General features: G+C 71.9%; 19 protein-coding genes and 1 pseudogene. 9 read left to right on the top strand and 11 right to left on the bottom strand.

Annotated elements, in window-relative coordinates; translation table 11 throughout:
* Nucleotides 1-2: 2 nt before the first annotated feature.
* Nucleotides 3-800, bottom strand: coding sequence for a DinB family protein (locus tag ACFU97_RS41910; RefSeq protein ID WP_384267400.1), 798 nt, complete (start codon nucleotides 798-800; stop codon nucleotides 3-5).
* 295 nt (nucleotides 801-1,095) lie between these two features.
* Between ACFU97_RS41910 and ACFU97_RS41905 the strand changes: the two genes are divergently transcribed.
* From ACFU97_RS41905 to ACFU97_RS41895, 3 genes are read left to right on the top strand one after another with little or no spacing between them, the layout of a single operon-like run.
* A complete protein-coding gene (locus tag ACFU97_RS41905; protein ID WP_384267397.1) occupies nucleotides 1,096-2,463 on the top strand; it encodes a ricin-type beta-trefoil lectin domain protein in 1,368 nt (455 codons plus the stop codon).
* 55 nt (nucleotides 2,464-2,518) lie between these two features.
* On the top strand, nucleotides 2,519-4,699 hold the full coding sequence (locus ACFU97_RS41900) for an RICIN domain-containing protein (RefSeq protein WP_384267395.1): 2,181 nt from the start codon (nucleotides 2,519-2,521) through the stop codon (nucleotides 4,697-4,699).
* Between the two features lie 8 nt (nucleotides 4,700-4,707).
* Nucleotides 4,708-5,484, top strand: a complete 777-nt coding sequence (locus ACFU97_RS41895) for an NPP1 family protein (protein ID WP_384267392.1) — start codon at nucleotides 4,708-4,710, stop codon at nucleotides 5,482-5,484.
* 13 nt (nucleotides 5,485-5,497) lie between these two features.
* Here ACFU97_RS41895 and ACFU97_RS41890 read toward each other — a convergent pair whose 3' ends face one another.
* Nucleotides 5,498-6,358: a LysR family transcriptional regulator gene (locus tag ACFU97_RS41890; protein ID WP_384267389.1), complete on the bottom strand. Its 861-nt coding sequence runs from the start codon at nucleotides 6,356-6,358 to the stop codon at nucleotides 5,498-5,500.
* Nucleotides 6,359-6,514: 156 nt separating this feature from the next.
* Here ACFU97_RS41890 and ACFU97_RS41885 point away from each other — a divergent pair, with 156 nt between their 5' ends.
* Complete coding sequence (locus ACFU97_RS41885) at nucleotides 6,515-7,765, top strand: MFS transporter (protein WP_384267387.1); 1,251 nt, start codon at nucleotides 6,515-6,517, stop codon at nucleotides 7,763-7,765.
* Between the two features lie 49 nt (nucleotides 7,766-7,814).
* On the opposite strand, the pseudogene ACFU97_RS41880 reads toward ACFU97_RS41885, so the two are convergent.
* The 6 genes and pseudogenes from ACFU97_RS41880 to glyA all read right to left on the bottom strand — a co-directional run.
* Nucleotides 7,815-8,367: pseudogene (locus ACFU97_RS41880) on the bottom strand (formyltransferase family protein); the annotation flags it as partial.
* Entirely contained in the window at nucleotides 8,367-8,975 is a 609-nt protein-coding gene (locus ACFU97_RS41875) for a sarcosine oxidase subunit gamma (protein WP_384267384.1), read from the bottom strand. The gene ACFU97_RS41875 and the pseudogene ACFU97_RS41880, both read right to left, overlap by 1 nt.
* Complete coding sequence (locus tag ACFU97_RS41870) at nucleotides 8,968-11,841, bottom strand: sarcosine oxidase subunit alpha family protein (RefSeq protein WP_384267381.1); 2,874 nt, start codon at nucleotides 11,839-11,841, stop codon at nucleotides 8,968-8,970. The genes ACFU97_RS41875 and ACFU97_RS41870 overlap by 8 nt, the downstream gene beginning before the upstream one ends.
* Nucleotides 11,838-12,134 (bottom strand): sarcosine oxidase subunit delta, encoded by a 297-nt coding sequence (locus ACFU97_RS41865; RefSeq protein ID WP_384267379.1) that lies wholly within the window; start codon nucleotides 12,132-12,134, stop codon nucleotides 11,838-11,840. The genes ACFU97_RS41870 and ACFU97_RS41865 overlap by 4 nt, the downstream gene beginning before the upstream one ends.
* A 23-nt stretch (nucleotides 12,135-12,157) precedes the next feature.
* Nucleotides 12,158-13,378 (bottom strand): sarcosine oxidase subunit beta family protein, encoded by a 1,221-nt coding sequence (locus tag ACFU97_RS41860; protein ID WP_384267377.1) that lies wholly within the window; start codon nucleotides 13,376-13,378, stop codon nucleotides 12,158-12,160.
* A complete protein-coding gene (gene glyA / locus ACFU97_RS41855; protein ID WP_384267374.1) occupies nucleotides 13,375-14,691 on the bottom strand; it encodes a serine hydroxymethyltransferase in 1,317 nt (438 codons plus the stop codon). Before glyA ends, ACFU97_RS41860 begins: the two co-directional genes overlap by 4 nt.
* 94 nt (nucleotides 14,692-14,785) lie before the next feature.
* On the opposite strand from glyA, the gene ACFU97_RS41850 reads away from it, so the two are divergent.
* Together ACFU97_RS41850 and ACFU97_RS41845 are read left to right on the top strand one after the other, a co-directional pair.
* Nucleotides 14,786-15,451 (top strand): GntR family transcriptional regulator, encoded by a 666-nt coding sequence (locus ACFU97_RS41850; RefSeq protein WP_384267372.1) that lies wholly within the window; start codon nucleotides 14,786-14,788, stop codon nucleotides 15,449-15,451.
* A 297-nt stretch (nucleotides 15,452-15,748) separates the two neighbouring features.
* On the top strand, nucleotides 15,749-16,498 hold the full coding sequence (locus ACFU97_RS41845) for an aldehyde dehydrogenase family protein (RefSeq protein ID WP_384267407.1): 750 nt from the start codon (nucleotides 15,749-15,751) through the stop codon (nucleotides 16,496-16,498).
* A gap of 70 nt (nucleotides 16,499-16,568) precedes the next feature.
* Here the strand turns inward: ACFU97_RS41845 and ACFU97_RS41840 are convergent, their stop codons facing one another.
* The gene (locus ACFU97_RS41840) at nucleotides 16,569-17,336 is read right to left on the bottom strand and encodes a DUF4232 domain-containing protein (protein WP_384267369.1); all 768 of its coding nucleotides are present in this window, start codon (nucleotides 17,334-17,336) and stop codon (nucleotides 16,569-16,571) included.
* Nucleotides 17,337-17,548: 212 nt separating this feature from the next.
* Here ACFU97_RS41840 and ACFU97_RS41835 point away from each other — a divergent pair, with 212 nt between their 5' ends.
* Complete coding sequence (locus ACFU97_RS41835; RefSeq protein WP_384267367.1) at nucleotides 17,549-18,826, top strand: helix-turn-helix domain-containing protein; 1,278 nt, start codon at nucleotides 17,549-17,551, stop codon at nucleotides 18,824-18,826.
* Nucleotides 18,827-18,863: 37 nt separating this feature from the next.
* On the opposite strand, the gene ACFU97_RS41830 is transcribed toward ACFU97_RS41835, so the two are convergent.
* Entirely contained in the window at nucleotides 18,864-19,529 is a 666-nt protein-coding gene (locus ACFU97_RS41830; RefSeq protein WP_384267365.1) for a TMEM175 family protein, read from the bottom strand.
* A 121-nt stretch (nucleotides 19,530-19,650) separates the two neighbouring features.
* Entirely contained in the window at nucleotides 19,651-22,119 is a 2,469-nt protein-coding gene (locus ACFU97_RS41825) for a tetratricopeptide repeat protein (RefSeq protein WP_384267362.1), read from the bottom strand.
* A 178-nt stretch (nucleotides 22,120-22,297) separates the two neighbouring features.
* Between ACFU97_RS41825 and ACFU97_RS41820 the strand changes: the two genes are divergently transcribed.
* Nucleotides 22,298-22,753: a carboxymuconolactone decarboxylase family protein gene (locus ACFU97_RS41820; RefSeq protein ID WP_384267360.1), complete on the top strand. Its 456-nt coding sequence runs from the start codon at nucleotides 22,298-22,300 to the stop codon at nucleotides 22,751-22,753.
* 84 nt (nucleotides 22,754-22,837) lie between these two features.
* Nucleotides 22,838-23,311 (top strand): iron chaperone, encoded by a 474-nt coding sequence (locus ACFU97_RS41815; RefSeq protein WP_384267357.1) that lies wholly within the window; start codon nucleotides 22,838-22,840, stop codon nucleotides 23,309-23,311.
* Nucleotides 23,312-23,427: the final 116 nt, after the last annotated feature.

The raw sequence follows: 23,427 nt of genomic DNA, 5'->3' as shown, positions 1-23,427 counted from the left end.
TCTTAAGCCTGCTGAGCACAGGGAGCGCGGGACGTCAGAGGTGGCGAGGGGGGGGGGAGTGGCCCCTCTGCTTTGTGGGGAGGAGGACGGCTCCCCCCCCGCGCCCGCCACAAATCGCGCAGCAGCGCGATCTCGGCCATGTGGTGGATGAGTTCGAGGTTGATGCCCCACAGGACGGCTATGTAGGGCTCGTCGGGGTTGGAGCCGTACGGGTACTGCGAGAACCCGACCGTGTCGAGCTGCTCGTCGCTCAGCGTCCCCACGCTCTCGCGCCACCGGTCCACCGTCGCCCACAGACGTTCGACCGCCAGGGCGGCGTCGGGCGTGAAGTCGACCAACTCGTGCGGGTCCCGGCGCCGTTCGCCGAAGGTCCACTCCCAGTCGCCCGCGAAGTTGGAGTGCAGATGCCCCAGCCGCCAGGCGATCGTGGTCACCGGCGACACGTCGGGCTCGACCCGGCCGGTGTGGGCGAGGACCTGTTCGACCCGCTCGACGCTCACGCTCCAGTCCTCGGCGACCTTCTCGATCGCCATGCCGCCGGCCACCTGCCGTGCCACCTCGGCGTATTCGCTCGCGGGGATGTCCGCGGCGCCCTTGTCGAGCACCCACTCCCCCGGCCCGAACGCCCTGGGGGTCGTCGCCTCGCCCCTGCGCCGGATGGACCAGGAACCGGGTGCCGGTTCCCACAGGTACTCCTCGTCACCGAGGCCCGTGAGCCGCACCTGGGCCATCTCCCTGGCGCAGTCGAACTGGTCGAGCAGAAGGCCGAATCGGTCCGTTCGCACGTCCGCTGTCTCCATGCCCGCTCCCCCGTCGCCGTACCCGTCGTCCGCCGCGCTCCGCTCCCGCGGAGGCTAACGGCTCACCCCCGCCGGGCGCGACGGATTTCCCCGTCCGCGGCCCGTCCGCGACCCGTGCCGGGACCGCCCGGCGGGGCCCGTTCAACTCCCTTCCCTCAACTCTTACTTCACACCTTGACGAAAGTGGTCCATACCTTTAGTTTCACCGGGCGACACCACCCCCGTGCGTGCACTCGTCCGTTCACAGGATGAACGCGGCCCCGAGCGCTCCACCCCCCACGAAAGGCCGTTCGCCATGGCCAGACCGAGATCTCTCCCCGCATCCGCCGCGCTGGCGGTCACCGCTCTCACCCTCTCCACCGGCCTGCTCTCCGCCTCCCCCGCGCAGGCCGCCACCGGCACGATCACCGGCCTGGCCGGCAAGTGCCTCGACGTCGCGGGCGCCAACTCCGCGGACGGCACCGCCGTCCAGCTCTACGACTGCAACGGCACCGCCGCCCAGCAGTGGACCGTCGGCAGCGACGGCACCATCAGGGCTCTCGGCAAGTGCCTCGACGTGACCGGCAATTCGACGGCCGACGGCGCCCAGCTCCAGCTGTGGAGCTGCTCGGGCGGCGCGAACCAGAAGTGGACGGTCACCGCCGCGCACGACATCGTCAACCCGCAGGCCAACAAGTGCATGGACGCCACCGGCAACTCCTCGGCCAACGGCACCCGGGCCCAGATCTGGAGCTGCACCGGCGCGGCCAACCAGAAGTGGACCGCGCCCTCCTCCGGCGGCTCCACCCCGTCCGCCCCGATGGCCGTGGCGCCGTACCTCTACAACGGCTGGGGCGATCCGCCGAGCCCGACCACGATCACCAACGCCACAGGCGTGAAGTGGTTCACCCTGGCGTTCGTCCTCAGCAACGGCTACTGCAACCCGCAGTGGGACGGCAGCCGTCCGCTCACCGGCGGCGTCGACCAGCAGACCGTCAACACCGTGCGCGGCAACGGCGGCGACATCATCCCGTCCTTCGGCGGCTACAGCGGCAACAAGCTGGAGAGCTCCTGTTCCAGCGCGGGCGAACTCGCCGCCGCCTACCAGAAGGTCATCAACGCCTACGGCCTCAAGGCCATCGACATCGACATCGAGGCCGACGCCTACAGCAACCCCACCGTCCAGCAGCGCACCGTCGACGCGCTCAAGACCGTGAAGGCCAACAACGCGGGTCTGAAGGTGTACATCACCATCGGAACCGGCCAGAGCGGACCCGACACCAGCCTCATCAACCGGGCGGCCTCGTCCGGCCTTTCGGTCGACGCGTGGGCCATCATGCCGTTCGACTTCGGCGGCGCCGGCCAGAACATGGGCAACCTGACCAAGCAGGCCGCCGAGGGCCTGAAGAACGCCCTCAAGAGCGCCTACGGCTACAGCGACGACCAGGCCTACCGCGACATGGGCATCTCGTCGATGAACGGCATCACCGACAACAACGAGACGGTGACGGTCAACGACTTCCAGACCATCCTGGCCTACGCCCAGCAGCACCACCTGGCCCGTCTGACGTTCTGGTCCGCCAACCGCGACCGCCCGTGCACCGGCGGAAGTGCCGACAGCTGCTCCGGGGTCGGCCAGTCCAACTGGGACTACACGCGCGTCTTCTCGCAGTACACCGGCTGAACTCCTGCTCAGCGCAGCTCAGTTGACACCCCCCGCCTCCGGCAAGGAGAAACCCATGCCTTCCCTTCCACGCCGCGGCAGATCCGTCGCGGCCGCCGTGGTGGCCGTGACCGCCGCGTCACTGCTCGGCGGCAGCCCGGCGCAGGCCGCGGCCACCGCGCTGCCCACCGGCTTCGCCACCGTCATGAACGCCGCGAGCGGCCGCTGCCTAGACGCCAAGGCGGCCGCCACCGCCAACGGCACCGTCGTGCAGCAGTACTCCTGCAACGGCACCACCGCGCAGCGCTGGAGCTTCACCGCCACCGGCGACGGGTACGTCCGCATCAACAACGCGGGCGACACCAACCAGGTCGTGGACGTGGCCGACGTCTCCACCGCCGACAGCGCACAGGTCCACCTGTGGACGTACGGCGGCGGCGCCAACCAGCAGTGGCTGCCGGTCGACGACGGCGGCGGCGCCTACCACTTCGTCAACCGCAACAGCGGCAAGTGCCTGGACGACCCGGGCGCCTCGACCGCCGACAGCGTGCAGTTCGTGCAGTTCACCTGCAACGGCACCGCCGCCCAGCGTTTCCAGGTGGTCCCCGTGACCCCGTCGGGCACCAACCCCGATCTCGGCCCGAACGTCACGGTCTTCGACCCCTCGATGTCGTCCTCGACGATCCAGAACAAGCTGACCTCGATCTTCCAGCAGCAGGAGACGAACCAGTTCGGCTCCCAGCGCTACGCCGTGCTGTTCAAGCCCGGGGCCTACGACGCGGACGTCAACGTCGGCTTCTACACCCAGGTGCTGGGCCTCGGACTGTCTCCGGACGCGGTGACGGTGAACGGCGCGGTGCACGCCGAGGCCGACTGGTTCCAGGGCAACGCCACCCAGAACTTCTGGCGCGGCGCGGAGAACCTGTCGGTCAACCCGACGGGCGGCGGCGACCGCTGGGCGGTCTCGCAGGCGGCGCCGTACCGGCGTATGCATCTGCGCGGCAACCTCGCGCTGGACGACGGCGGTTGGTCCAGCGGCGGGTACCTCGCCGACAGCAAGATCGACGGTCAGGTCAACTCGGGCAGCCAGCAGCAGTGGCTGACCCGCAACTCCCAGCTGGGCGGCTGGACCGGCTCCAACTGGAACATGGTGTTCGCCGGCAGCACCGGCGTCCCCGCCACCAGCTTCCCCAAGCCGCCCTACACCACGGTCGCCCAGAGCCCGGTCACCAGGGAGAAGCCGTTCCTGTACGTCGACGGGACCGGCGCCTACCAGGTGTTCGTGCCGTCCGTGCGGACCAACTCCTCCGGCACCAGCTGGTCCGGCGGTGCCTCGGGCACCTCGCTCTCGCTGGACAGCTTCTACATCGTGAAGCCGGGCGCGACCGCGGCGCAGATCAACTCCGCCCTCGCCGCAGGCAAGAACCTCCTGGTCACCCCGGGCGTCTACCACCTCGACCAGACCCTTCAGGTCACGCGCGCCGACACCGTCGTCCTCGGTCTGGGCCTCGCCACGTTCGTGCCCGACAACGGCGTCACCGCGATGAAGGTCGCGGACGTCGACGGCGTGAAGGTCGCGGGCCTGCTGTTCGACGCGGGCACGACCAACTCGCCCTCCCTGCTGGAGGTCGGGCCGAACGGCTCCTCCGCCTCCCACGCGGCCGACCCGACCTCCCTGCACGACGTCTACTTCCGCGTCGGCGGCGCGGGCGTCGGCAAGGCGACCACGAGCCTCGTCGTCAACAGCGACAACGTGATCGGCGACCACATGTGGATCTGGCGGGCCGACCACGGCAGCGGCGTCGGCTGGACCAGCAACACCGCGGACACCGGAATGATCGTCAACGGCGACGACGTCACCATGTACGGCCTGTTCGTGGAGCACTTCCAGAAGTACCAGACCGTCTGGAACGGCAACGGCGGCCGCACGTACTTCTTCCAGAACGAGATGCCCTACGACCCGCCGAACCAGGCGGCCTGGACGAACGGCTCCACGCAGGGCTACGCCGCCTACAAGGTGGCCGACTCGGTCACCAGCCACCAGGCTTACGGCCTGGGCAGCTACTGCTACTTCAACGTCAATCCGAGCGTCGTGGCGGCGCACGCCATCGAGGCGCCGAACACCTCCGGGGTGCGCTTCACCGACATGGTGACCGTCTCCCTCGGCGGGACCGGCACGATCAGCCACGTCGTCAACAACACCGGAGGACCGTCCAACTCCGGTACCAACGTGGCCAACCTGACCAGCTACCCGTAGGAGCCGACGTGCGCAACCCGCTGCACCCCGCACGCCGCAGGGCGGCGCTCGCCGCCGTCCTGGGCGCGCTGGCCCTCGTCGTGGCCCTCCCCGGCCAGGCGGGCGCCAACGTCCTGACGCTGCTGCCGCAGAACGCCGACGGGCTGGAGCAGAGCTTCTCGCCCGCCTACGACTACGACGGCGACGGCTGCTACGCCACCGCGGCCATCGGCGCCGACGGCACCATCAACCCCGGCCTGAAGCTGGGCGGCGACGTCAACGGCCACTGCCACGACTACGCCCAGCTCGCCAACGCCAACACCTACTCACGCGAGAAGTGCAACAACGGCTGGTGCGCCGTGATGTACGCCAGCTATTTCGAGAAGGACCAGGCCACGCTGGGCCCGGCGGCCATCGGCCACACGCACGACTGGGAGCACGTGGTCGTGTGGATCAGCGACAACCAGGTCCAGTACGTGTCGGTGTCGCAGCACAGCGGCTACCAGGTGGCGGCCGCCTCGGCCATCCGCTTCGACGGCACGCACCCGAAGATCGTCTACCACAAGGACGGTGTCTCGACCCACGACTTCCGCTTCGCCAACTCCAACGACGAGCCTCCGGAGAACGCCACCGGCGGCTGGTTCTACCCGCGCCTGGTGGGCTGGAACGGCTATCCCGCCGGCTACCGCGACAAGCTGCTGAGCGCGGACTTCGGCGCGGCCACCATCAAGATCAAGGACGGCGACTTCGAGTACGGCCTCGCCCACTCGATGCCGTCGGGCATCCCGTTCGACCCGAACGCGTGATCCCGGACGTCACCTACCCGATGTGGCGCAGCAGTTCGGCCACAGCGGGCGGCAGGTCCCCTCTGGGGTGAACGACCCGCATCCGCCAGGTCGGTGCGTGCGCTGCGAAGCGGCGCACCGACAGGTCGGGGAAGCGGGCGGCCAGGGACGGGGGCAGGATGCAGACGCCGAGTCCGTGGCGCACCAGGTCGGTGGCGCCGAGCACGTCGTTCACCTCGAAGGTGGTGGCGCGTTCGACGCCGGCCGAGCGCAGGGTCCGGTCGACCGAGGTGCGGATCGCCCAGCCCAGCGGAAAGTCGACCAGCGGCAGCGCGACCGCCTCGGCCAGGGTCACCGGCCGCTCCGGCAGCCGTGCCTCCGCCGGAGCGGCCACCAGGACCATCTCCTCCCGCGCCAGTGACCTGGTCGCGAGCCCGCGCAGCCGCGCGGCGTCGAGAGCGACCACGGCCAGGTCGACGGTGCCCTCCCGCAGCTCCCGCGGGATGTCGTCGGCCGGCGCCTGCCGCAGTCGCACCGCCACGCCCGGGTGCTCCCGGTGGAAGGCGGCCAGTCCCGGGGCGAGACCGGCGTAGAGCCCCTGCATCACGCCGACGGTGACCTCCCCGCGCAGGTCCTCCTGGGCCAGGGCGACGGCGGCGCGTGCCTCCTCGGCGGCCTGGAGGGCCGTACGGGCGGACGCGAGGAAGGCCCGCCCGGCAGGGGTCAGCGTCACCCGGTGCGTGGTCCGCCGGAACAGCCGGGCGCCCAGTTCGTGCTCCAGGGCGCGCACCGTCGAGGAGACGGCGGACTGCACCACGTGCAACCGCCGTGCCGCCGCGGTGAATCCGCCTTCCTCGGCGACCGCGACGACGACCGCCATCTGCCGTAGCTCCATGCGTCCGCCCTCCGCCGCCCATCTCCCGACGAGATTACCGTCATCTTCGATCATCTCCGCAGTAGGGGAAGCAGGCGCGGCGTGCACCTGTTGGGGCGGATGAGCGGCGGTCGGTCCGCCGCGGTCACTGCCAGGGATCGGAGTACTCAGATGTCGATGTCCTCGGCCACGCGCCCAGCACACGGCGAGGCCGGCCACGCGCCGAAGACCCGCCGCTCCGGCGGTCGCGCCTACGGCGCCGGGTTCTGGACGATCGCGGCCGTGTTCGTCACGGCCATGGCGTTCTCCACGGTGCCGACCCCCCTGTACCCGCTCTACCAGGCGCACGACGGCTTCTCGACGTTCACCGTGACGGTCGTGTTCGCCGTCTACGCCGTCGGGGTCCTCGCCAGCCTGCTGCTCGCCGGACACGTCTCGGACTGGGTCGGCCGCAAGAAGGTGCTGATCGCGGCCCTGGTGCTGGAGCTGGTCGCCGCGGCGCTGTTCCTGGCCGTCCCGTCGCTGCCCGTCCTGCTCGTCGCGCGCCTGGTCACGGGGCTCGGTGTCGGCATGCTCACGGCGACCGCGACCGCCCATCTGCACGACCTGCACAGCGCGCACCGGCCGGACGGATCTCCGCAGCGCTTCGAGATCGTCTCCACGGCTGCGAACATCGGCGGTCTGGGCCTCGGACCGCTGGTGGCCGGCCTGCTGGCCCAGTACCTCGGCGCACCGCTGCGCCTGCCCTACGCCGTCGTCGGCGTCGCGCTGCTGATCGGCGTGGCCGCGGTGGCGCTGACCCCGGAGACGGTGCGCAAGCCCGGCATCAGGCCCGCCTACCGGCCGCAGCGGGTCAGCGCCGACCACGGCGACCGGGCCGGGTACATCGCCGCGGCCGCCTCCGGCTTCGCGTCGCTGGCGGTCTTCGGGCTCTTCACCTCCCTGGTCCCGGGCTTCGTCGGCGGCACCCTGCACCACCCGTCCCGGGCGCTGGCCGGGCTGATCGTGTTCGTGGTGTTCGGCGCGGCCGCCGGAGCGCAGGTGCTGACCGGCCGGCTCTCGGCGCGGGCCCGCCGGACCGCCGGACTGCTCGCCCAGGCCGCCGGGGTGGCCGTGCTCGCGGTCGGCGTGCACACCGCGAGCCTGGCCGTGTTCGTGCTCGCCGGGATCGTCGCCGGCGCCGGTGCCGGCATGCTCTTCAAGTCGGCGGTGGGCTCCGTGGCGAGCATGGCGGCCCCGGCCCGGCGCGGCGAGGCCCTGGCCGGACTCTTCCTGGTGTCCTACCTCGGCCTGGCCCTCCTCCCGGTCGGCCTCGGAGTCGCGAGCCGGTACACCTCGACGGCCGGGGCGATGACCTGGTTCACGGCGGTGGTTCTCGTCCTGCTGGCGGGCGTGGCCCTGCTGGGGCGGCGGGTCCGCGCGAGCTGATCCGGGCCGCTCCGCCGCTCCTCGGCGGAGCACGACCGTATGCCCTTCGGGGGGTGTGGCTGTGGTCGACGTCGATGACCTCCTGGGCGATGATCGGGCCCTCGTCGAGGTCGGCGGTGACGTAATGGGCGGTCGCGCCGACGAGTTTGACGCCCCGTTCGTGCGCCTGGTGGTAGGGCTTGGCGCCCTTGAAGCTCGGCAGGAACGAGTGGTGGATGTTGATCACGCGGCCGGCGGGCCGGGTGCACAGCTCGTCGGAGAGGACCTGCATGGAGCGCGCCAGCACGACCGGGACGCGGCGTCGTGCCGACCGGTTCGAGGTGCTGGCGCCTGGCGAAGGGGGCGGCCACGTCGGCGAACTCCCGGAGCAGGGTGCCGGTGACGTCGGCGTCGCCGGGCGCGGTCAACTGCATCCGCATGAAGCAGTGGCCGTCGCGGCGGTCCCCGAACTGGCGGTTGTCGAGGATGTCGCAGCCGTGGTCGACGAGGAACGCGGAGACGGCGTGGACGATGCCGGGGGCCTCGGGGCAGTCGGGGGTGAGGACGTGCCCGGCCTGCTTCGTGGCGGCGGTCTGCCGGAGTTCGGTGGTGGTCGTCGTCATCAGGGCACCTGCGGGCCGCGGTACTCGCTCATCGCGTCGACGAGCCAGCGGGCCAGGTAGTCGGCGAACGAGGCGCGCGGGAAGAGCCGGTACGTCGGGGCCTCGTTCACCTGCCACAGCAGCACCGGGACGGGTCCGACGGTGGTCGACACCGCCCGGCCGGGTCCGAAGGCACGGGGGTGCAGGTCCAGCGGGCAGCCCTTCTCCAGCACCTGGCGGGCGGCAGGGCCGCCCAGTTCGAGCGTGGTGCGGTTCGCCGAGACGTCCACGACCGAGCCGGGGTCCCCGGCCAGCGCCTCCGTCAACTCTGCGACCACGGGGGCCACTTCGGTCTGGGAGAGCACGAGCCATTCGTCGGGTCCGAGCCATACGGCCGTGTGGGGGCCGTAGGCCGAGATCCGGCCGCACTCCCTGGGGAGGGGTGCGCCCAGGGTCTTCTCGATGCGGCCGGCCGCCGCCGAGCCGGGGTCGACGCGCACGTTCACCATGGTGACGAACGGCCACTCGGCGAGCGCGACGCCGCGGGCGCCGGTGACCGTTGCGGCGCGCATCAGCTCTTCCAGGTGCGCCAGCGGGCTCGTGCGCGCCGCGATCGTCGGTTCAGCCATCTCGCCTGGTCCCTTCCGGGTCGTAGAGGACGAAGTCGGTCACCTCGACGGGCACCAGGTCCGTGCCCACCGGGGCGAGGAGGGTCTCGCCGATCCTGGCCCGCCCGTCGGCGACGAGCGCGAGGGCGAAGGGGCGGCCCAGCGCCGGACTGAGGTAGCTGGAGGTGACGTGGCCGAGCATCGGCACGGGCACCGTCTCCAAGGAGGTTTCCGGCGCGAGGAGTTGGGTGCCTTCCGGCAGCCGGGTCATGCGGTCGCTCGGCAGCAGGCCGACCAGTTGCTTGCGGTCGGTGCGGGAGGTGTCGGCGCGGGAGTAGGACCGCTTGCCGACGAAGTCCTTCTGCTTCGAGACCACCCAGGACATGCCCGCGTCCTGCGGTGTGACGGTGCCGTCGGTGTCCTGGCCGACGATGATGTACCCCTTCTCGGCACGCAGGACGTGCATGGTCTCGGTGCCGTAGGGGGTGATGCCGTACGGCTGCCCGGCCTCGTGCACCTGCTCCCAGACGGTCAGGCCGTACCACGCCGAGACATTGATCTCGTAGGCGAGTTCGCCGGAGAAGGAGATCCGGCAGATGCGGGCCGGGATGCCGGAGGCCAGGGTGGTCTCGCGGAACGCCATGAAGGGGAACGCCTCCGCCGACAGGTCGACGTCCGGCGCGAGTTGGGCGACGACCGAGCGGGACTTCGGGCCGACGACGGCGATCGTCGACCACTGCTCGGTCACCGAGGTGCAGTGGACGTCGAGTTCGGGCCACTCGGTCTGCAGCCACTCCTCCAGCCAGTCCAGGACTCCGGCGGCGCCGCCGGTCGTGGTGGTCATGAAGTAGCGGTTGTCGTCGAGGCGCAGGGTCACGCCGTCGTCGAAGATCATGCCGTCGGGCCTGCACATGACGCCGTAGCGGGCCATGCCGGGCCTCAGCTTCTTGAAGGCGTTGGTGTAGATGCGGTTGAGGAACTCGCCCGCGTCCGCGCCCCAGATCTCGATCTTGCCGAGGGTGGAGGCGTCCATGAACGCCACGCCCTCACGGGCCGCCCGGCACTCGCGGGCCACGGCCGTGTCCATGTCCTCGCCGGGGCGGGGGTAGTACCAGGGGCGCTTCCACTGCCCGACGTCCTCGAACTCCGCGCCGTGCGCGACATGCCAGGCGTGGACGGAGGTGGTGCGCTCGGGATCGAACAGCTCGCCGCGCTCGCGGCCGGCCAGGGCGGCGAAGGCGATCGGCGTGTACGGCGCACGGTAGGCGGTGGTGCCGATCTCCCCGAGCGAGCCGCCGATGGCCTCGGCGATCACGCCGATCGCGTTGACGGCCGAGGTCTTGCCCTGGTCGTTGGCGGTGCCGAGCGAGGTGTAGCGCTTGACGTGCTCGACGCTGCGCATGCCGGCGCCGGTGGACCGCCAGACGTCGGCGACGGTGACGTCGCGCTGGTGGTCGACCAAGTGGCTGTCCCAGGTGGCAGGTTCACCGGTCGCCGCGGGCACCAGCCACAGCGCACGCGTCGGGCCGGCCGCGGACGGCGTGCCGACCGGCGGCGGCACGGCGACCGGGAATCCTGCCTCCGTCGCGGCCCGTGCGCCGGCCCGCGCGCCCTCGGCGAGACAGCCGTCGAGGCCGTACGTCCCCCGGGCCGCACCGGCGACCTGCTGATCGCGAACGGAGCCGTCCGGCACGAACGCGACCAGGTCCTCGTCCCAGCGCAGCTTCCCCTGGCGCTGGCTGTGCAGATGCACCACCGGGCTCCAGCCGCCCGAGACGGCGAGCAGATCGCACGCGAACGCCCGTGCCTCACCCGTGAGTTGGCCCGTCCCGTCGAGACCCTGGACGGTGACGCCGGTGAGCCGGCCGTCGCCCGCGGTGTCGACGACCGCGCTGCCCCTGAGCACCGGTACGCCGGTCGCCACGGCGACCTCGGCCGCGCGGTGGGAGAGTTCGGGGCGCGCGTCCACGACGGCGGCGATGCCGACGCCCGCGGCGTGCAGGTCGGCGACCGTGTCGTAGGCGCTGTCGTTCGTCGTGCTCACCACGGCCCGCGAACCGGGCGCCACGCCGTACCGGTTGAGGTATGTGCGGACGGCGGCGGCGAGCATCACGCCGGGCCGGTCGTTGCCGGCGAAGACCAGCGGGCGCTCGTGCGCGCCGGTCGCCAGGACCACCTGGCGCGCGCGGATGTGCCACAGCCGCTGGCGCGAGACGCCTTCGGGGGCGGCCGCTCCGAGGTGGTCGGTGCGCCGCTGGAGGGCCAGGACGTAGTTGTCGTCGTAGGAGCCGAAGGCCGTGGTGCGCGGCAGGACGACGGCCTCGGGCGCGGAGTCGAGGGCCGCGCGGACGTCGGCGATCCACTCCGGGGCGCTCCGCGCACCGACCGTCTCGGTGCGCGCGGAGAGCAGCGAACCGCCGGGCTCCGGCTGGTCGTCGAGAAGGATGACGCGCGCACCCGAGCCCGCCGCGGTCGCCGCGGCGGCCAGTCCGGCCGGTCCGGCGCCGACGACCAAAACGTCGGTGTGCACGTACTTCTTGTCGTGGACGGCGGGGTCGGGCGTCGGGTCGAGACGGCCCATGCCGGAGAGTGTCGTGGCGGACAGTCCCTCGTGGAGCTCGACCGTCGTCGCCGGGAGCATGCCCTCCGAGCACGGGCCCGCGATCTGCAGCAGGGCGTCGGGCTCCTCGGGACCGGCGGAGACGATGCCGCGCGGGCGGCCGCGGTAGATGGACGGCGCGACCTCGACGAGCCCGTTCGCCAGCATCGCGGAGGCGACGGTGTCGCCGGGGTGGCCGGTCAACTCCCGTCCGTCGACGGTGAACCGCAGCACGCTGCCGCGGTCGACGCGGCCTCCGTGCGGCAGCCGGAAGTGCTGGTCGGTCATCGGTTCCCTCCGGCCTGGGGCAGTTCGGGGCGGGGCTCGTCGAGCCGGTAGGCGGCGAGCACCTCGTAACTGACGGTGTCGCGCAGGACGTTGAACCAGCGGCGGCAGCCGATGCTGTGCATCCAGCGCTCCGCGAAGGGGCCCTTGGGGTTGTCCCGGTAGAAGACGTACTCGGCCCACTCCTCGTCGGTCAGCTCCGCCGGGTTCTCGGGGTAGGGGACGTGGGCCTGCCCCCCGTAGTGGTACTCGGTCTCGTTACGGGGACCGCACCATGGGCAGGTGATCAGCAGCACGGTGTCCTTCTCTCGGCGGGCGGTCAGTGGGCCACGGCTGCTGCGCCGTGCTCGTCGATCAACGCGCCCGTGCTGAACCGCTGGAGCGCGTAGGGGGCGTTCAGCGGATGGGGCGCGCCGGTGGCGACGGTGTGGGCGAACGTCCAGCCGGCGGCCGGCGTCGCCTTGAAACCGCCCGTCCCCCAGCCGCAGTTGACGTAGAGGTTCTCGACGGGGGTGGTGCCGATGATCGGGGAGGCGTCCGGGGTGACGTCCACGATGCCGCCCCAGGTGCGCAGCACGTGCGCGCGGGCGAAGATCGGGAACAGCTCGACGGCGGCCGCCATCTGCTGCTCGATCACGTGGAACGAGCCGCGCTGCCCGTAGCCGTTGTACGAGTCGACGCCCGCGCCCATCACCAGCTCACCCTTGTGCGCCTGGGAGACGTAGACGTGCACGTGGTTCGACATCACGACGGTGGGGTGCACGGGCTCGTGCAGTTCGGAGACCAGGGCCTGGAGCGGGTGGGACTGCACCGGCAGCCGGAAGCCGGCCCGCTCGGCCAGCACGCTGCTGTGGCCGGCGGCCGCGAGGCCGACCCGGCCGGCGAGGATGCGGCCGCGGTTGGTCTCGACGCCCACGACCCGTTCGCCGTCCTTGAGGAAGCCCGTGACCTCGCAGCCCTGGATCAGGTCCACGCCCAACTCGTCGGCGCGGCGGGCCAGCGCCCACGCGACGTGGTCGTGCTTTGCGATGCCGGCCCGCGGCTGGAAGGTGCCGCCGAGGACCGGATAGCGGGTGCGGGACGAGACGTTGAGGATGGGGCAGACCTCGGCGACCTGGTCCGGCTCCAGCCATTCGGCGTCCACGCCGTTGAACCGGTTGGCATTGACGCGGCGCATGCCCTCGCGGACGTCCTGGAGGGTGTGCGCGAGGTTGAGGACGCCGCGCTGGCTGAACAGGAAGTCGTACCCCAGCTCCTCCGGGAGCCCTTCCCACAGCTTGAGCGCGTGCTCGTAGATCGCCGCGCTCTCGTCCCACAGGTAGTTGGAGCGGATGATCGTGGTGTTGCGCGCCATGTTGCCGCCGGCCAGCCAGCCCTTCTCCAGGACAGCGACGTTGGTGATGCCGTGGTTCTTGGCGAGGTAGTAGGCGGTGGCCAGGCCGTGGCCGCCCGCCCCGACGATGACGACGTCGTAGGAGGAGCGCGGCTCGGGGTTGCGCCAGAGGAAGTCCGGGTGCTCCGGCAGCGGTTCGGCGGTCACGCCGCGCCTCCGATCAGGTGGGGGTAGAGGGGGAAGGCGGCGGCGAGCTTCTCGGCGCGGTCACGCAGCAGTCGGGCGCTCTCGTCACCGAGCCGCTCGGTCTTGAGTGCCTGCGCGACGATGCCGGCCACCTCGCGGAACTCCGCGTCGCCGAAGCCTCGCGTGGCCAGGGCCGGGGTGCCGATCCGCAGCCCCGAGGAGACCATGGGCGGGCGCGGATCGAAGGGAACCGCGTTGCGGTTGACCGTGATGCCGATGCGGTGCAGGCGGTCCTCGGCCTGCCGGCCGTCGAGCGCGGAGTCGCGCAGGTCGACGAGGACCAGGTGGACCTCGGTGCCGCCGGTGAGCACGGTGATGCCGGCCTCGGCCACGTCGTCCGAGAGCAGCCGCCCGGCGAGGATGCGGGCGCCGGCCAGGGTGCGCCGCTGGCGGTCCTTGAACTCCTCGCCCGCCGCCATCTTGAAGGCGACCGCCTTCGCCGCGATCACATGCTCCAGCGGGCCGCCCTGCTGCCCGGGGAAGACCGCGGAGTTGATCTTCTTGGCCAGGGCGGCGCGGCTGAGGATCACCCCGCCGCGCGGTCCGCCGAGGGTCTTGTGCGTGGTGGTCGTGACGACATCCGCGTACGGGACGGGGCTGGGGTGCAGGCCCGCGGCGACCAGTCCGGCGAAGTGCGCCATGTCCACCATCAGGTAGGCGCCCACCGCGTCGGCGATCCGCCGGAACGCGGCGAAGTCCAGCTGCCTGGAATAGGCAGACCAGCCCGCGACGATCATCTTGGGCCGGTGGGTGAGGGCGAGTTGCTCGACCTCGTCCATGTCGATGCGCAGGTCCGACTCGCACACGTGGTAGGGCACGACGTCGTAGAGCCTGCCGGAGTAGTTGATGCGCATGCCGTGGGTCAGGTGCCCGCCGTGCGCGAGGTCGAGTCCGAGGATCGTGTCGCCGGGCTGCAGGAGCGCGAACATCGCGGCCGCGTTGGCCTGGGCGCCCGAGTGCGGCTGCACGTTCGCCGCCTCGGCGCCGAACAGGTCCTTGACCCGGTCGACGGCCAACTGCTCCACGACGTCGACGTGTTCGCAGCCGCCGTAGTAGCGGCGGCCCGGGTAGCCCTCCGCGTACTTGTTGGTCAGCACCGAGCCCTGGGCCTCCATGACGGCGGCCGGGGCGAAGTTCTCCGAGGCGATCATTTCGAGCGTCGACTGCTGGCGGTGCAGCTCGGCGTTCACCGCGGTCGCTACATCCGGATCGAGCTCGCCGAGCGGGCGGGAAAGGGTGGAGGTGACCGTGGTGATCGACGGGGTGGTTGCCATCTGCGCACCATCCTGAGAGACGACTGAAACGCGACTGATATATCAGCCTGTGCGGTAACGTATGGGAGCTCGACGGCGAGGTCAAGGGGGCTTTATGCAGCAGGTGGCGATCGAGCCCGGCGGCGAGGAGCTGTCCCTCGCCGAGCGCGCCTACCGCGCCGTCCGCGACCGGCTCGTCATGCTCGAGATCCGTCCGGGCGCCCCGATCAACGAGGACCAGCTGGCCCAGTCCCTCGGCGTGGGACGCACGCCGGTGCGCGAGGCGCTCAAGCGCCTCCAGTACGAGCGCCTGATCACCACGTACCCACGGCGCGGCACCTTCGCCACCGAGGTCAACATCACCGACCTCGCCCATATCTCCGAAGTGCGCCAGGAGTTGGAGCCGCTGGCCGCCGCCCGGGCCGCGCGGCGCGCCACGGCCGCGGACCGGGCGGTCCTGACATCCCTGCGGCAGCAGCTGGAGAGCGCGGCCGTCCTCCGTGACGACGCCACCGAGCTGCTGCACCTGGACCTCCAGGTGCACCGCTCCATCTACGCCGCCACGCACAACCCGTATCTGGACGACACCCTCGTCCGCTACGACAACCTCGCCACCCGTATCTGGTGTCTGTTCATCGACCGGCTGCCGGACATGGCCGGCCACATCGGAGAGCACGGGCCGCTGATCGAGGCGATCGTCGGCGGGGATGCCGACCGGGCCGCCGAACTCGCCCGCGGCCATGTCGAGGGTTTCGAGCGGGCCGTTCGCGCCGTGGTCTGAGGCCACTGGCCTGTGGCAGCTTCACCGGCTTTCGGTGCGCGCGGGCCCGCGACGCCCGCACCGCGCGTCAGTGCGCGCCGCCCCGCGACTCCCCCGCCCGCGTCCGGGGCCCGCCCGCCAGCGTGGTCCACAGATACGGGGCCACGTCGTCCCCCGGGAGCTGGGCGATCATGCAGCGCACGCAGCGCTCGATCTTCACCCGCCACAGCCGGGCCGCCTCGTTCCCGTCGGCGTTGAGCAGCGCCTCGTGGACGACGGCGTCCTCGTTGTAGATCGTGCAAATACGCCGAGCACCACCTGCCGCTCATCCTGCGTGAACCACTCGGCGTGATCGGCGTGGTCACCCCGTGGAACCACCCCCCGCTGATGGCCGCCTGGAAGATCGCGCCCATCCTCGCCGCGGGCAACACACTCGTCCTCAAGCCGTCCGAGCAGACGCCCCTGACCACCTTGAAGTGCGCCGAACTCGTCGCCGACCTGCTGCCGGCGGGCGTGCTGAACGTGGTCAACGGCCGCGGCCCGGTCGTCGGCGCCCGGCTCGCCGAGCACCCGGACGTCGGCATGATCGCGCTGACCGGATCGGTCGCCGGCGGGCGTGCCGTCGCCCGGGCGGCCGCCGAGAGCCTCAAGCGCGTCCACCTCGAACTCGGCGGCAAGGCGCCGGTGGTGGTCTTCGAGGACGCCGACCTCGCGGCCGCGGCCTCGTCCTTGCGGGTGGCCGGCTTCTGGAACTCCGCAGCCCGCGAGGAGATCTTCGGCCCCGTGGTCACCGTCGAGACCTTGACCGACGAGGACGAGGCGGTACGGCGCGCCAACGGCGTCCCGCTCGGGCTGTCGACATCGGCGTGGACCGAGAACGCCCGCCGCAGCCACGACGTCGCCGCGCGCCTCGACTTCGGCACCGTCTGGGTCAACTCCCAACCGGTACTGGCCGGTGAGGTGCCCTGGGGCGGCTTCAAGGGCTCCGGCTACGGCCGTGACCTGTCGCTCCACGCGCTGGACGACTACTCGCGCACCAAGCACGTCATGCACAACCACGAGCGCTGATCCCGTCCGCCCAGGAGATGTTCGTCCCGGAGGGGGACCGCCATCGGCGGCCCCCCTCCCGGTTCCCGGCTCAGAACTTCAGCGCGTCCGCCATCGTCTGCTGCCAGTACGTGACGGTCAGCGAGCTGTCGTAGTACGCGCCCTTGGCCGGCAGCGACGGCACGGCGGAGGCTCCGCCGTCGCTGTTCGGGGTGAGGCCCTGGAAGGCGACCACCAGCCGGTGCCCCGTGTCCCCGCCCTCGCCGCTGCCGTCGGCCGCCGACAGCGTGACGCCCGCATAGCCGGACTCGCCGGGCCGCAGGGTCACCACGGCCTGCGGCTGGGAGTCCTTCGGCGCGCTGGGCGCCCACTGCATCTCGTCGAAGCGGAGGATCGGGTAGTAGGTCAGGTCGCAGGTCTTCGAGCCGATGTTCTTCACCGTGATCAGCATGTGGTTGAGCGGGCGGGTGACCGGCTGGGCGGTGACGCGGGTGTTGGAGCCGTTGCACAGGACGCGGCCCGCCGAAGTCCCGGCGCCCGACGTCTTCTTGGCGTCCGCGGAGCCGGCGCCGGTCTTTCCGCCGGAGGTCTTCTCAGCGCCGGCCGTCTGCGGGGAGTCCTGGCCCGCCGCGCCCGGCGTTCCCCCACCGGAGGTCCCGCCCTGCGCCTTCCCGGTACCGCCGGCCGAGGGCGTGGACGTGGCGGCCCCGGAGGTCGTCGCGGCGCCCTCGTCCTTCGTGCCCGTGCCGCTCTGGCACGCCGTCAGGGCCAGCGCGGCGAGAGCGACTGCGGCTGCACCTGCGAACGTTCGGGACGGACGGGCGCTGCCGGAGCTGTGGGCGGTGCGGAACGCGGGCATGGCTGGATTCCTCTTCTCAGGACGGGACCGGGACCGCCGCTCGACCGGATTCCGGGAGCGGCGTGCTTGGATGGCCTCAGCCTGCGCGGTGATCCGTTCCCTGCGCCACAGTCCTTGGGGGATCAGGGACACTGGAACGCCGAAACGGGCTCTGAACTGCTGAAACAACCCGTTCCTGGAACGCCGGAACGGGACACGGGGTGGGAGGAACGGTGTCGGAGGACACTGCCGAGGCCGGGTTCGCCCGGCTGCTGCGGGAGTTGAAGGACCGCTCGGGGCTCAGCTACGGGACGCTCTCCAAGCGGCTGCACATGAGCACGTCGACGCTGCACCGGTACTGCAACGGCGATGCCGTTCCCACGGACTACGCACCCGTCGAACGGCTGGCCCGCCTCTGCAAAGCGTCACCGGACGAACTCGTCGACCTCCACCGGCGCTGGGTCCTCGCGGACGCGAACCGGGGGCGCAGGTCCGCACTCGCCGACGCGCCACGGGCCGAGGTGCCCGGCGAGTCGGCGGCCGAGGCTCCCGATACGCCTCCGGCCGACCCGGCGGTGCCCGCCGACGACCCCGCGCCCAGGAAGTTCCGCCGCCCCGGCAGGCGGGTTCTGTTCGCCGGGATCGCCGTCGTCGCCGTCGTCGGCGCGGTCGCCCTCACCGCAAACCTGCCGTCGGGCGGGGGCGACGCCAGCCGGGACAGCCCCGTCGGAGCGGCCTCCGCCGACGACGGCGCACAGCACAACTCGCCCCGCGGCTCAGGGAAACCGTCGCACTCCTCGCCCTCGGCGTCCGCCTCGCCCTCGGGCCGGGAGAAGGGCGATGCCAAAGGGACGGCCGGGGCCGGCCAAGGTTCCGCATCCCCGTCCGCGGCCGGCGGTGACGCGCCGGCCGGTGTCCCGGTGACGGTCACGACCCAGCCGTACAGCTGGGAGGACCCGTGCAGCCAGCACTACCTGATCAAGAAGCCTCCGGCCCAGGTCGCGCCGCCGCCCGTCGCCGAGGACGCGACCGCCTGGGTGGCGGCGGCCGGCGCGGTCTCGGCGGGCGAGCAGTACGTCACGCTCACCGTGCAGGGGTCGGGGAAGGAAACCGTGGTCCTCAACAGCCTCAGCGTCCGGACGACGGCCCGGAGCGCGCCCCTCGCCTGGAACGACTACGCCATGGGCGTCGGCTGCGGCGGAGGTGTGCAGACCCGCTCGTTCGGCGTCGACCTGGACGCGGCCCGTCCCGCCGCCGTGCCCAAGTCAGGGCAGCGGAACTTCCCGTTCAAGGTGAGCGAGTCCGACCCGGAGGTCTTCTACGTCAAGGCCGACGCATCGGCGTACGACACGCGGTGGTACCTGGAGCTGAACTGGTCGAGCGGGACCCGGCACGGGACGCTGCGGATCGACAACCACGGGCAGCCGTTCCACACCAGCGCAAGCACCGGGCGGCCAGCCTACGAGTTCATCCTCGGCGGCAACGCGTGGACCAAGGCGGCGCCGTCCTGACGCCGCATCCTGACGCCGGGCAGCGCCTGACGCCGGTTCAGGCCGATTCGGCGGGCTCCTCCTCGGTGGGTCGCTCCGCGCCGCCGGGCAGCATCCGGAACAGCTGGTTGGCCGGAACGGCCAGCAGCCACCAGTACTTGGCCAGCGTCGGCGAGAAGAAGGCCACCGGGACGGACGTCGCGAAGACCATTGCCATCACGACGCTGCGGCGCAGCCCCTCGGTCAGCTGAGGCCGCTCGGCGTCCGGGACGGTCAGCGCGGGCTTCGTCAGCAGGCGGACGTACATCGCGCCGTAGAGGGCGACGGCCAGGGCGATGGACGCCGCGTAGAAGACGGTCGCCGCGGTCGTGTCGCCGTACTCGCTGATCAACTTGGTGGGGAAGGGCAGCGCGGCGACGACGGCGAGCAGGGCGAACCAGCAGTAGAGCAGCCAGCGGTCGACGGTGGCGAGCAGGCGGAACAGGGAGTGCTGGGCCAGCCAGAGCGCGCCGATGACGGCGAAGCTGAGCAGGTAGGCGCCGATCGCGGGCACCGCCTCCCGCACGGCGTGGGCGACCTCCGAGTGGGGCAGGCCCTCCGGCACGCTGATGTCGAGGGCGAGCAGGGTGATCGCGATGGCGAACACGGCGTCGCCGAAGAAGGCCAGTCGTTCCGGTCCGACGACGACGTCGTGGCGGAAGAGACCGGGGAGGCGGTTGGACATGCGAGGGGCACCTGGGTTCATCGAGGGGGTGGAGACGCCTGTGTATCACGAGGTGCCGCGCCAGGGGTGAACGCACAGGGGGAGAACGGTACTTGGGCTGTGGTGCCGGCCGCGGGGCCGGTCAGCCGGCCCGGGTGGTCAGCTCCTTGAGCACGGCCTGTCCCGCGGCACGGTGGTCGGCGGCCCGGTCCGGGTCCGTCTCCTCCAGCACGGTCGCGATGCCCTCGTGGGCCAGCGCCTCCTCGTAGCGGTTGCCCAGACGCGGGGCCATCTCCAGTGCCTGACGGTGCAGTCGCAGCGCCTCCTCGGGCAGGCCCGCGAGGCGGCAGGTCTCGCCGTAGCCGTTGAGGAAGTGGATCTTCCAGTGCTCCTCGAACAACTCGTCGAGCAGCGCGAACGCCTCGCGGTGGCTCGCCAGCGCCTCCTGGTAGCGGCCCATCTGCCGCAGGGCGACGCCGAGGCAGTTGAGGCACCACGCCTGGTTGTTGAGGTGCCCGTCCTCGCGGGCGACGTCCAGGGCCCGGTGGAGGTGGTCCGCCGCCGCGTCGGGTTCCTCGCGGGCGACGGCCACGCCGAGGGTGATGCGGGCGGTCAGCGCGGGCGGCCATCCGGGGTCGGTGTGCGGGGTGGCCAGCACCTCACGGGCCCGGCTCGCGGCCTCCTCGCGCTGCCCCAGCTGGAGCATGGCCCAGGCCTCGGCCGCCGCGGCGCCGGCCGCGCCCGTCGGGCAGCCGGCCTGCTCGTACAGCTTGCCCGCCAGCCGGAACAGCTCCAGCGGCTCCTCCACGTCTCCCGCGTCCCAGGCCAGATAGCCGCGACGCATCGTCAACTCGGCCTCCGTGCGCGCGTCTCCGATCTCGGACAGCCGCAGCCCGGCCGCCTCGTACGCCGCGGCGGCCTCCGCCATGCGGCCCGCGTTGTAGCGCGCGAAGCCCAGGTCGCTCTGTGCCTCGGCCAGTCGGAGCGGATCGCCGAGGCGTTCGGCGGCGGCGAGGGACCGCTCGAAGAGGGCGTTGAGGTGCGTGGTGCCGCAGCGGCGCGCGAAGTAGGCGCGCAGGAACCGCGGCAGCTCGCACACGTGCGCGTCGGCGCCGACCGCGGCCGCCGTCTCGAAGACGGCGACGAGGTTGCCGTACTCGGTGACCAGCCACCCGAAGGCCGCGTTCTTGTCCGTGAACCGCGGCAGTTGGGCCGGTGGCGGGACCTCGCTCGCCGCGCGCGAGGGCGAGGCGAACGGCATCGTGGCGTCGGCGGCGGCCGCGGCGTGCACGTAGTAGTCGAGCACCCGGCGCAGTGCCTGCTCCCGCTCGGCGGCCGGGTCCTGCTCCACCCCGGTCCGGCGCGCGTGCTGGTGCACCAGGTCGTGCAGCCGGTAGCGGTCGGGCGCGGGCTGCTGGACGAGGTGGGCGTCGAGCAGGTCCTCCAGCATCTCCTGGGCGCTGTGCAGCGGTACGTCCGCGAGCGCCGCCACCAGGTACGCGTCGAAGGACTCCCCCGGCACCAGGCCAAGGAGCCGGAACAGCCGGGCCTGGGAGCGGTTCAGCTGCCGGACCGACATGGCGAGGGCGGCGCCGAACGCGGCGTCCAGCTCGCCCGCGCCCTGCGTCATCCGCTCGGCGAGGATGCCCACGGTCCAGCCCGGCCGGTGCCGCAGCCGCGCCGCGGCCAGCCGCAGGGCCAGCGGCAGATGGCCGCACAGCCGCAGCACCTCGGCGGCGGCCTCCGGGTCGCGGCCGAGCCTGCCGTCGGGGCCGCCGGGGTCGCCGCTGGCCCGGGCCAGCAGTTCGGCGCTTTCCCGCGGGTCGAGGACGTCGAGCGAGACCGGGGGCACCTCGTCGAGGCCGAGGAGCCGGTTGCGGCTGGTGATCAGCGCGACGGAGTCGCCGGCGCCGGGCAGCAGCGGGCGTACCTGCTCGGCGTCGGCGGCGTTGTCGAGGACGACGACGACCCGCCGGTGGGCCAGTTCCGACCGCCAGCACGCGGCCAGTTCCTCGATGCCCTCCTGCGGGACCTTCTCGGAGGGGACGTCGAGCGCGCCGAGCAGCATCCGCAGCGCCGAGTCGGGGTCGAGCGGGGGCCGGCCCTCGGTGAAACCGTGCAGGTCCACGTAGAGCCCGCCGTCCGGGAATGCGGCGGCGAGCCGGTGTGCGGCGTGCACCGCGAGGCAGGTCTTGCCGACGCCCGCCATGCCGTCGACGGAGACCGACCCATGGCTGTCGACCGCGGCCATTACGGCGGCGAGCTGGGCCTCGCGTCCGGTGAAGTCCGGCGCGTCGCGTGGCAGGTCGTTGCGCGGCACCGGCCGGGCCTGGCGGCTGCTCTTCGGCGGTGCGGGCAGGGGGTTCGAGGTGCGTTCCCACAGCGGACGCAGCGGCCGGGGGTCGCGCTTGACGAGTCGGCAGAGGGCGACGACCGCGGGCCAGGGCGGCACGGTCTGGCCGTTGAGGTAGCGCGAGAGCGACGAGGAGCTGAGGCCCGCGTCGCGCGCGAGGGCGCGTACGCCCTGTCCGGAGAGCTCCTGGAGCAGGCGCAGCCGGGCAGCCAGCTCGTCCTGCGGGTCCGTCTTCGCCGTGCGTTCCTGGCCGTCCATCGTTCCCCCGTGGTCGTCGTCCCGTACGGACAGAAGTCTTTCGAGCCGAAACGCTCCTGGTCAAGGCTGTTCCGGCTGTCCCACGGTGTCCCATCGCCATGGTTCGTGCGCGCCGTCCCGGCTGTCATGGAGTCACGCCCCGGGGGAACGGGGCACCGACCAGAAGGAGCGCACCGAGATGCAGTCCCGTATGCAGAACCCCGCCGTCGTCCTGTCCGACGCGATGCAGCCCATCCAGCAGGTCTTCAAGGCCGTGCACGGCGGTGGGGTGGACGAGCAGACCCTGGAGCTGGTGCACCTGCGGGTCAGCCAGATCAACGGCTGCAGCGCCTGTGTCGACGCCGGCGCCAAGACGGCCCGCAAGGCCGGCCTGAGCGACGAGCGCCTGGCCACCGTCGCCGCCTGGAGGGAGGCGCCGTACTTCACCGAGGAGGAGCGGGCCGCCCTGGCACTGGCCGAGGCCGCGACGCGGCTGGCCGACCGTCCCGACGCGGTGAGCGACGAGATCTGGGACACGGCCGCCACCTACTTCGACGAGAAGCAGCTGGCCGCGATCGTGCTGATGATCGGCGTCACCAACATGTTCAACCGCCTCAACGCCACCACCCGCCAGATCGCCGGCGCCTGGGGCTGACGCCCGCGGGCGCACGGCGCCCCTCCCGCACGACTACGGAACCGCCGCGTTCACACCACGGTCACACCACTGGAGGAGAAGGTCATGGCGCAGGCACGCAAGGCCGCAGGGAGCAGCACCGCCCGGAAGTCCGAGGGCTTCACGCCCGAGGAGCGGGCCGCGATGAAGGAGCGCGCTCAGGAGGTGCGGGCCTCGGCACGCCGCGCGTCGCGAGGCGGGAAAGCAGCCAAGAAAAAGGCCGCCATCCCCCCCCAAATCGCCGAGATGCAGGACTCGGACCGGGTCATGGCCGAACGGATCCACGCCGTCGTGAAGGCGAGCGCACCGCACCTCGCGCCGAAGCTCTGGTACGGGATGCCCGCGTACGCCAGGGACGGCAAGGTCGTCTGCTTCTTCCAGAGCGCGCAGAAGTTCAACGCGCGGTACGCGACGTTCGGCTTCAACGACTCGGCACACCTCGACGACGGCACGATGTGGCCGACCGCCTACGCGCTCACCGAACTGACCGCTGCGGGCGAGGCGCGGATCGCCGCCCTCGTGGAGCGGGCGGCCGGCTGACACCCGGCGCGTCACCCCCGCACGAACGGCCCCGGGGGGGGGGGGGAAGAAAAGGGGGGGAGGGGGGAGAGATTGCTGCACACCGGGTGAGGAAGACACACCGACAAAACCACGAC

The sequence above is a fragment of the Streptomyces sp. NPDC057616 genome (genome assembly GCF_042800575.1).
GTDB lineage: Bacteria > Actinomycetota > Actinomycetes > Streptomycetales > Streptomycetaceae > Streptomyces.
The sequence above is the reverse complement of the archived record's forward strand: the minus strand, read 5'-3'. Positions and strand labels throughout refer to the sequence as shown.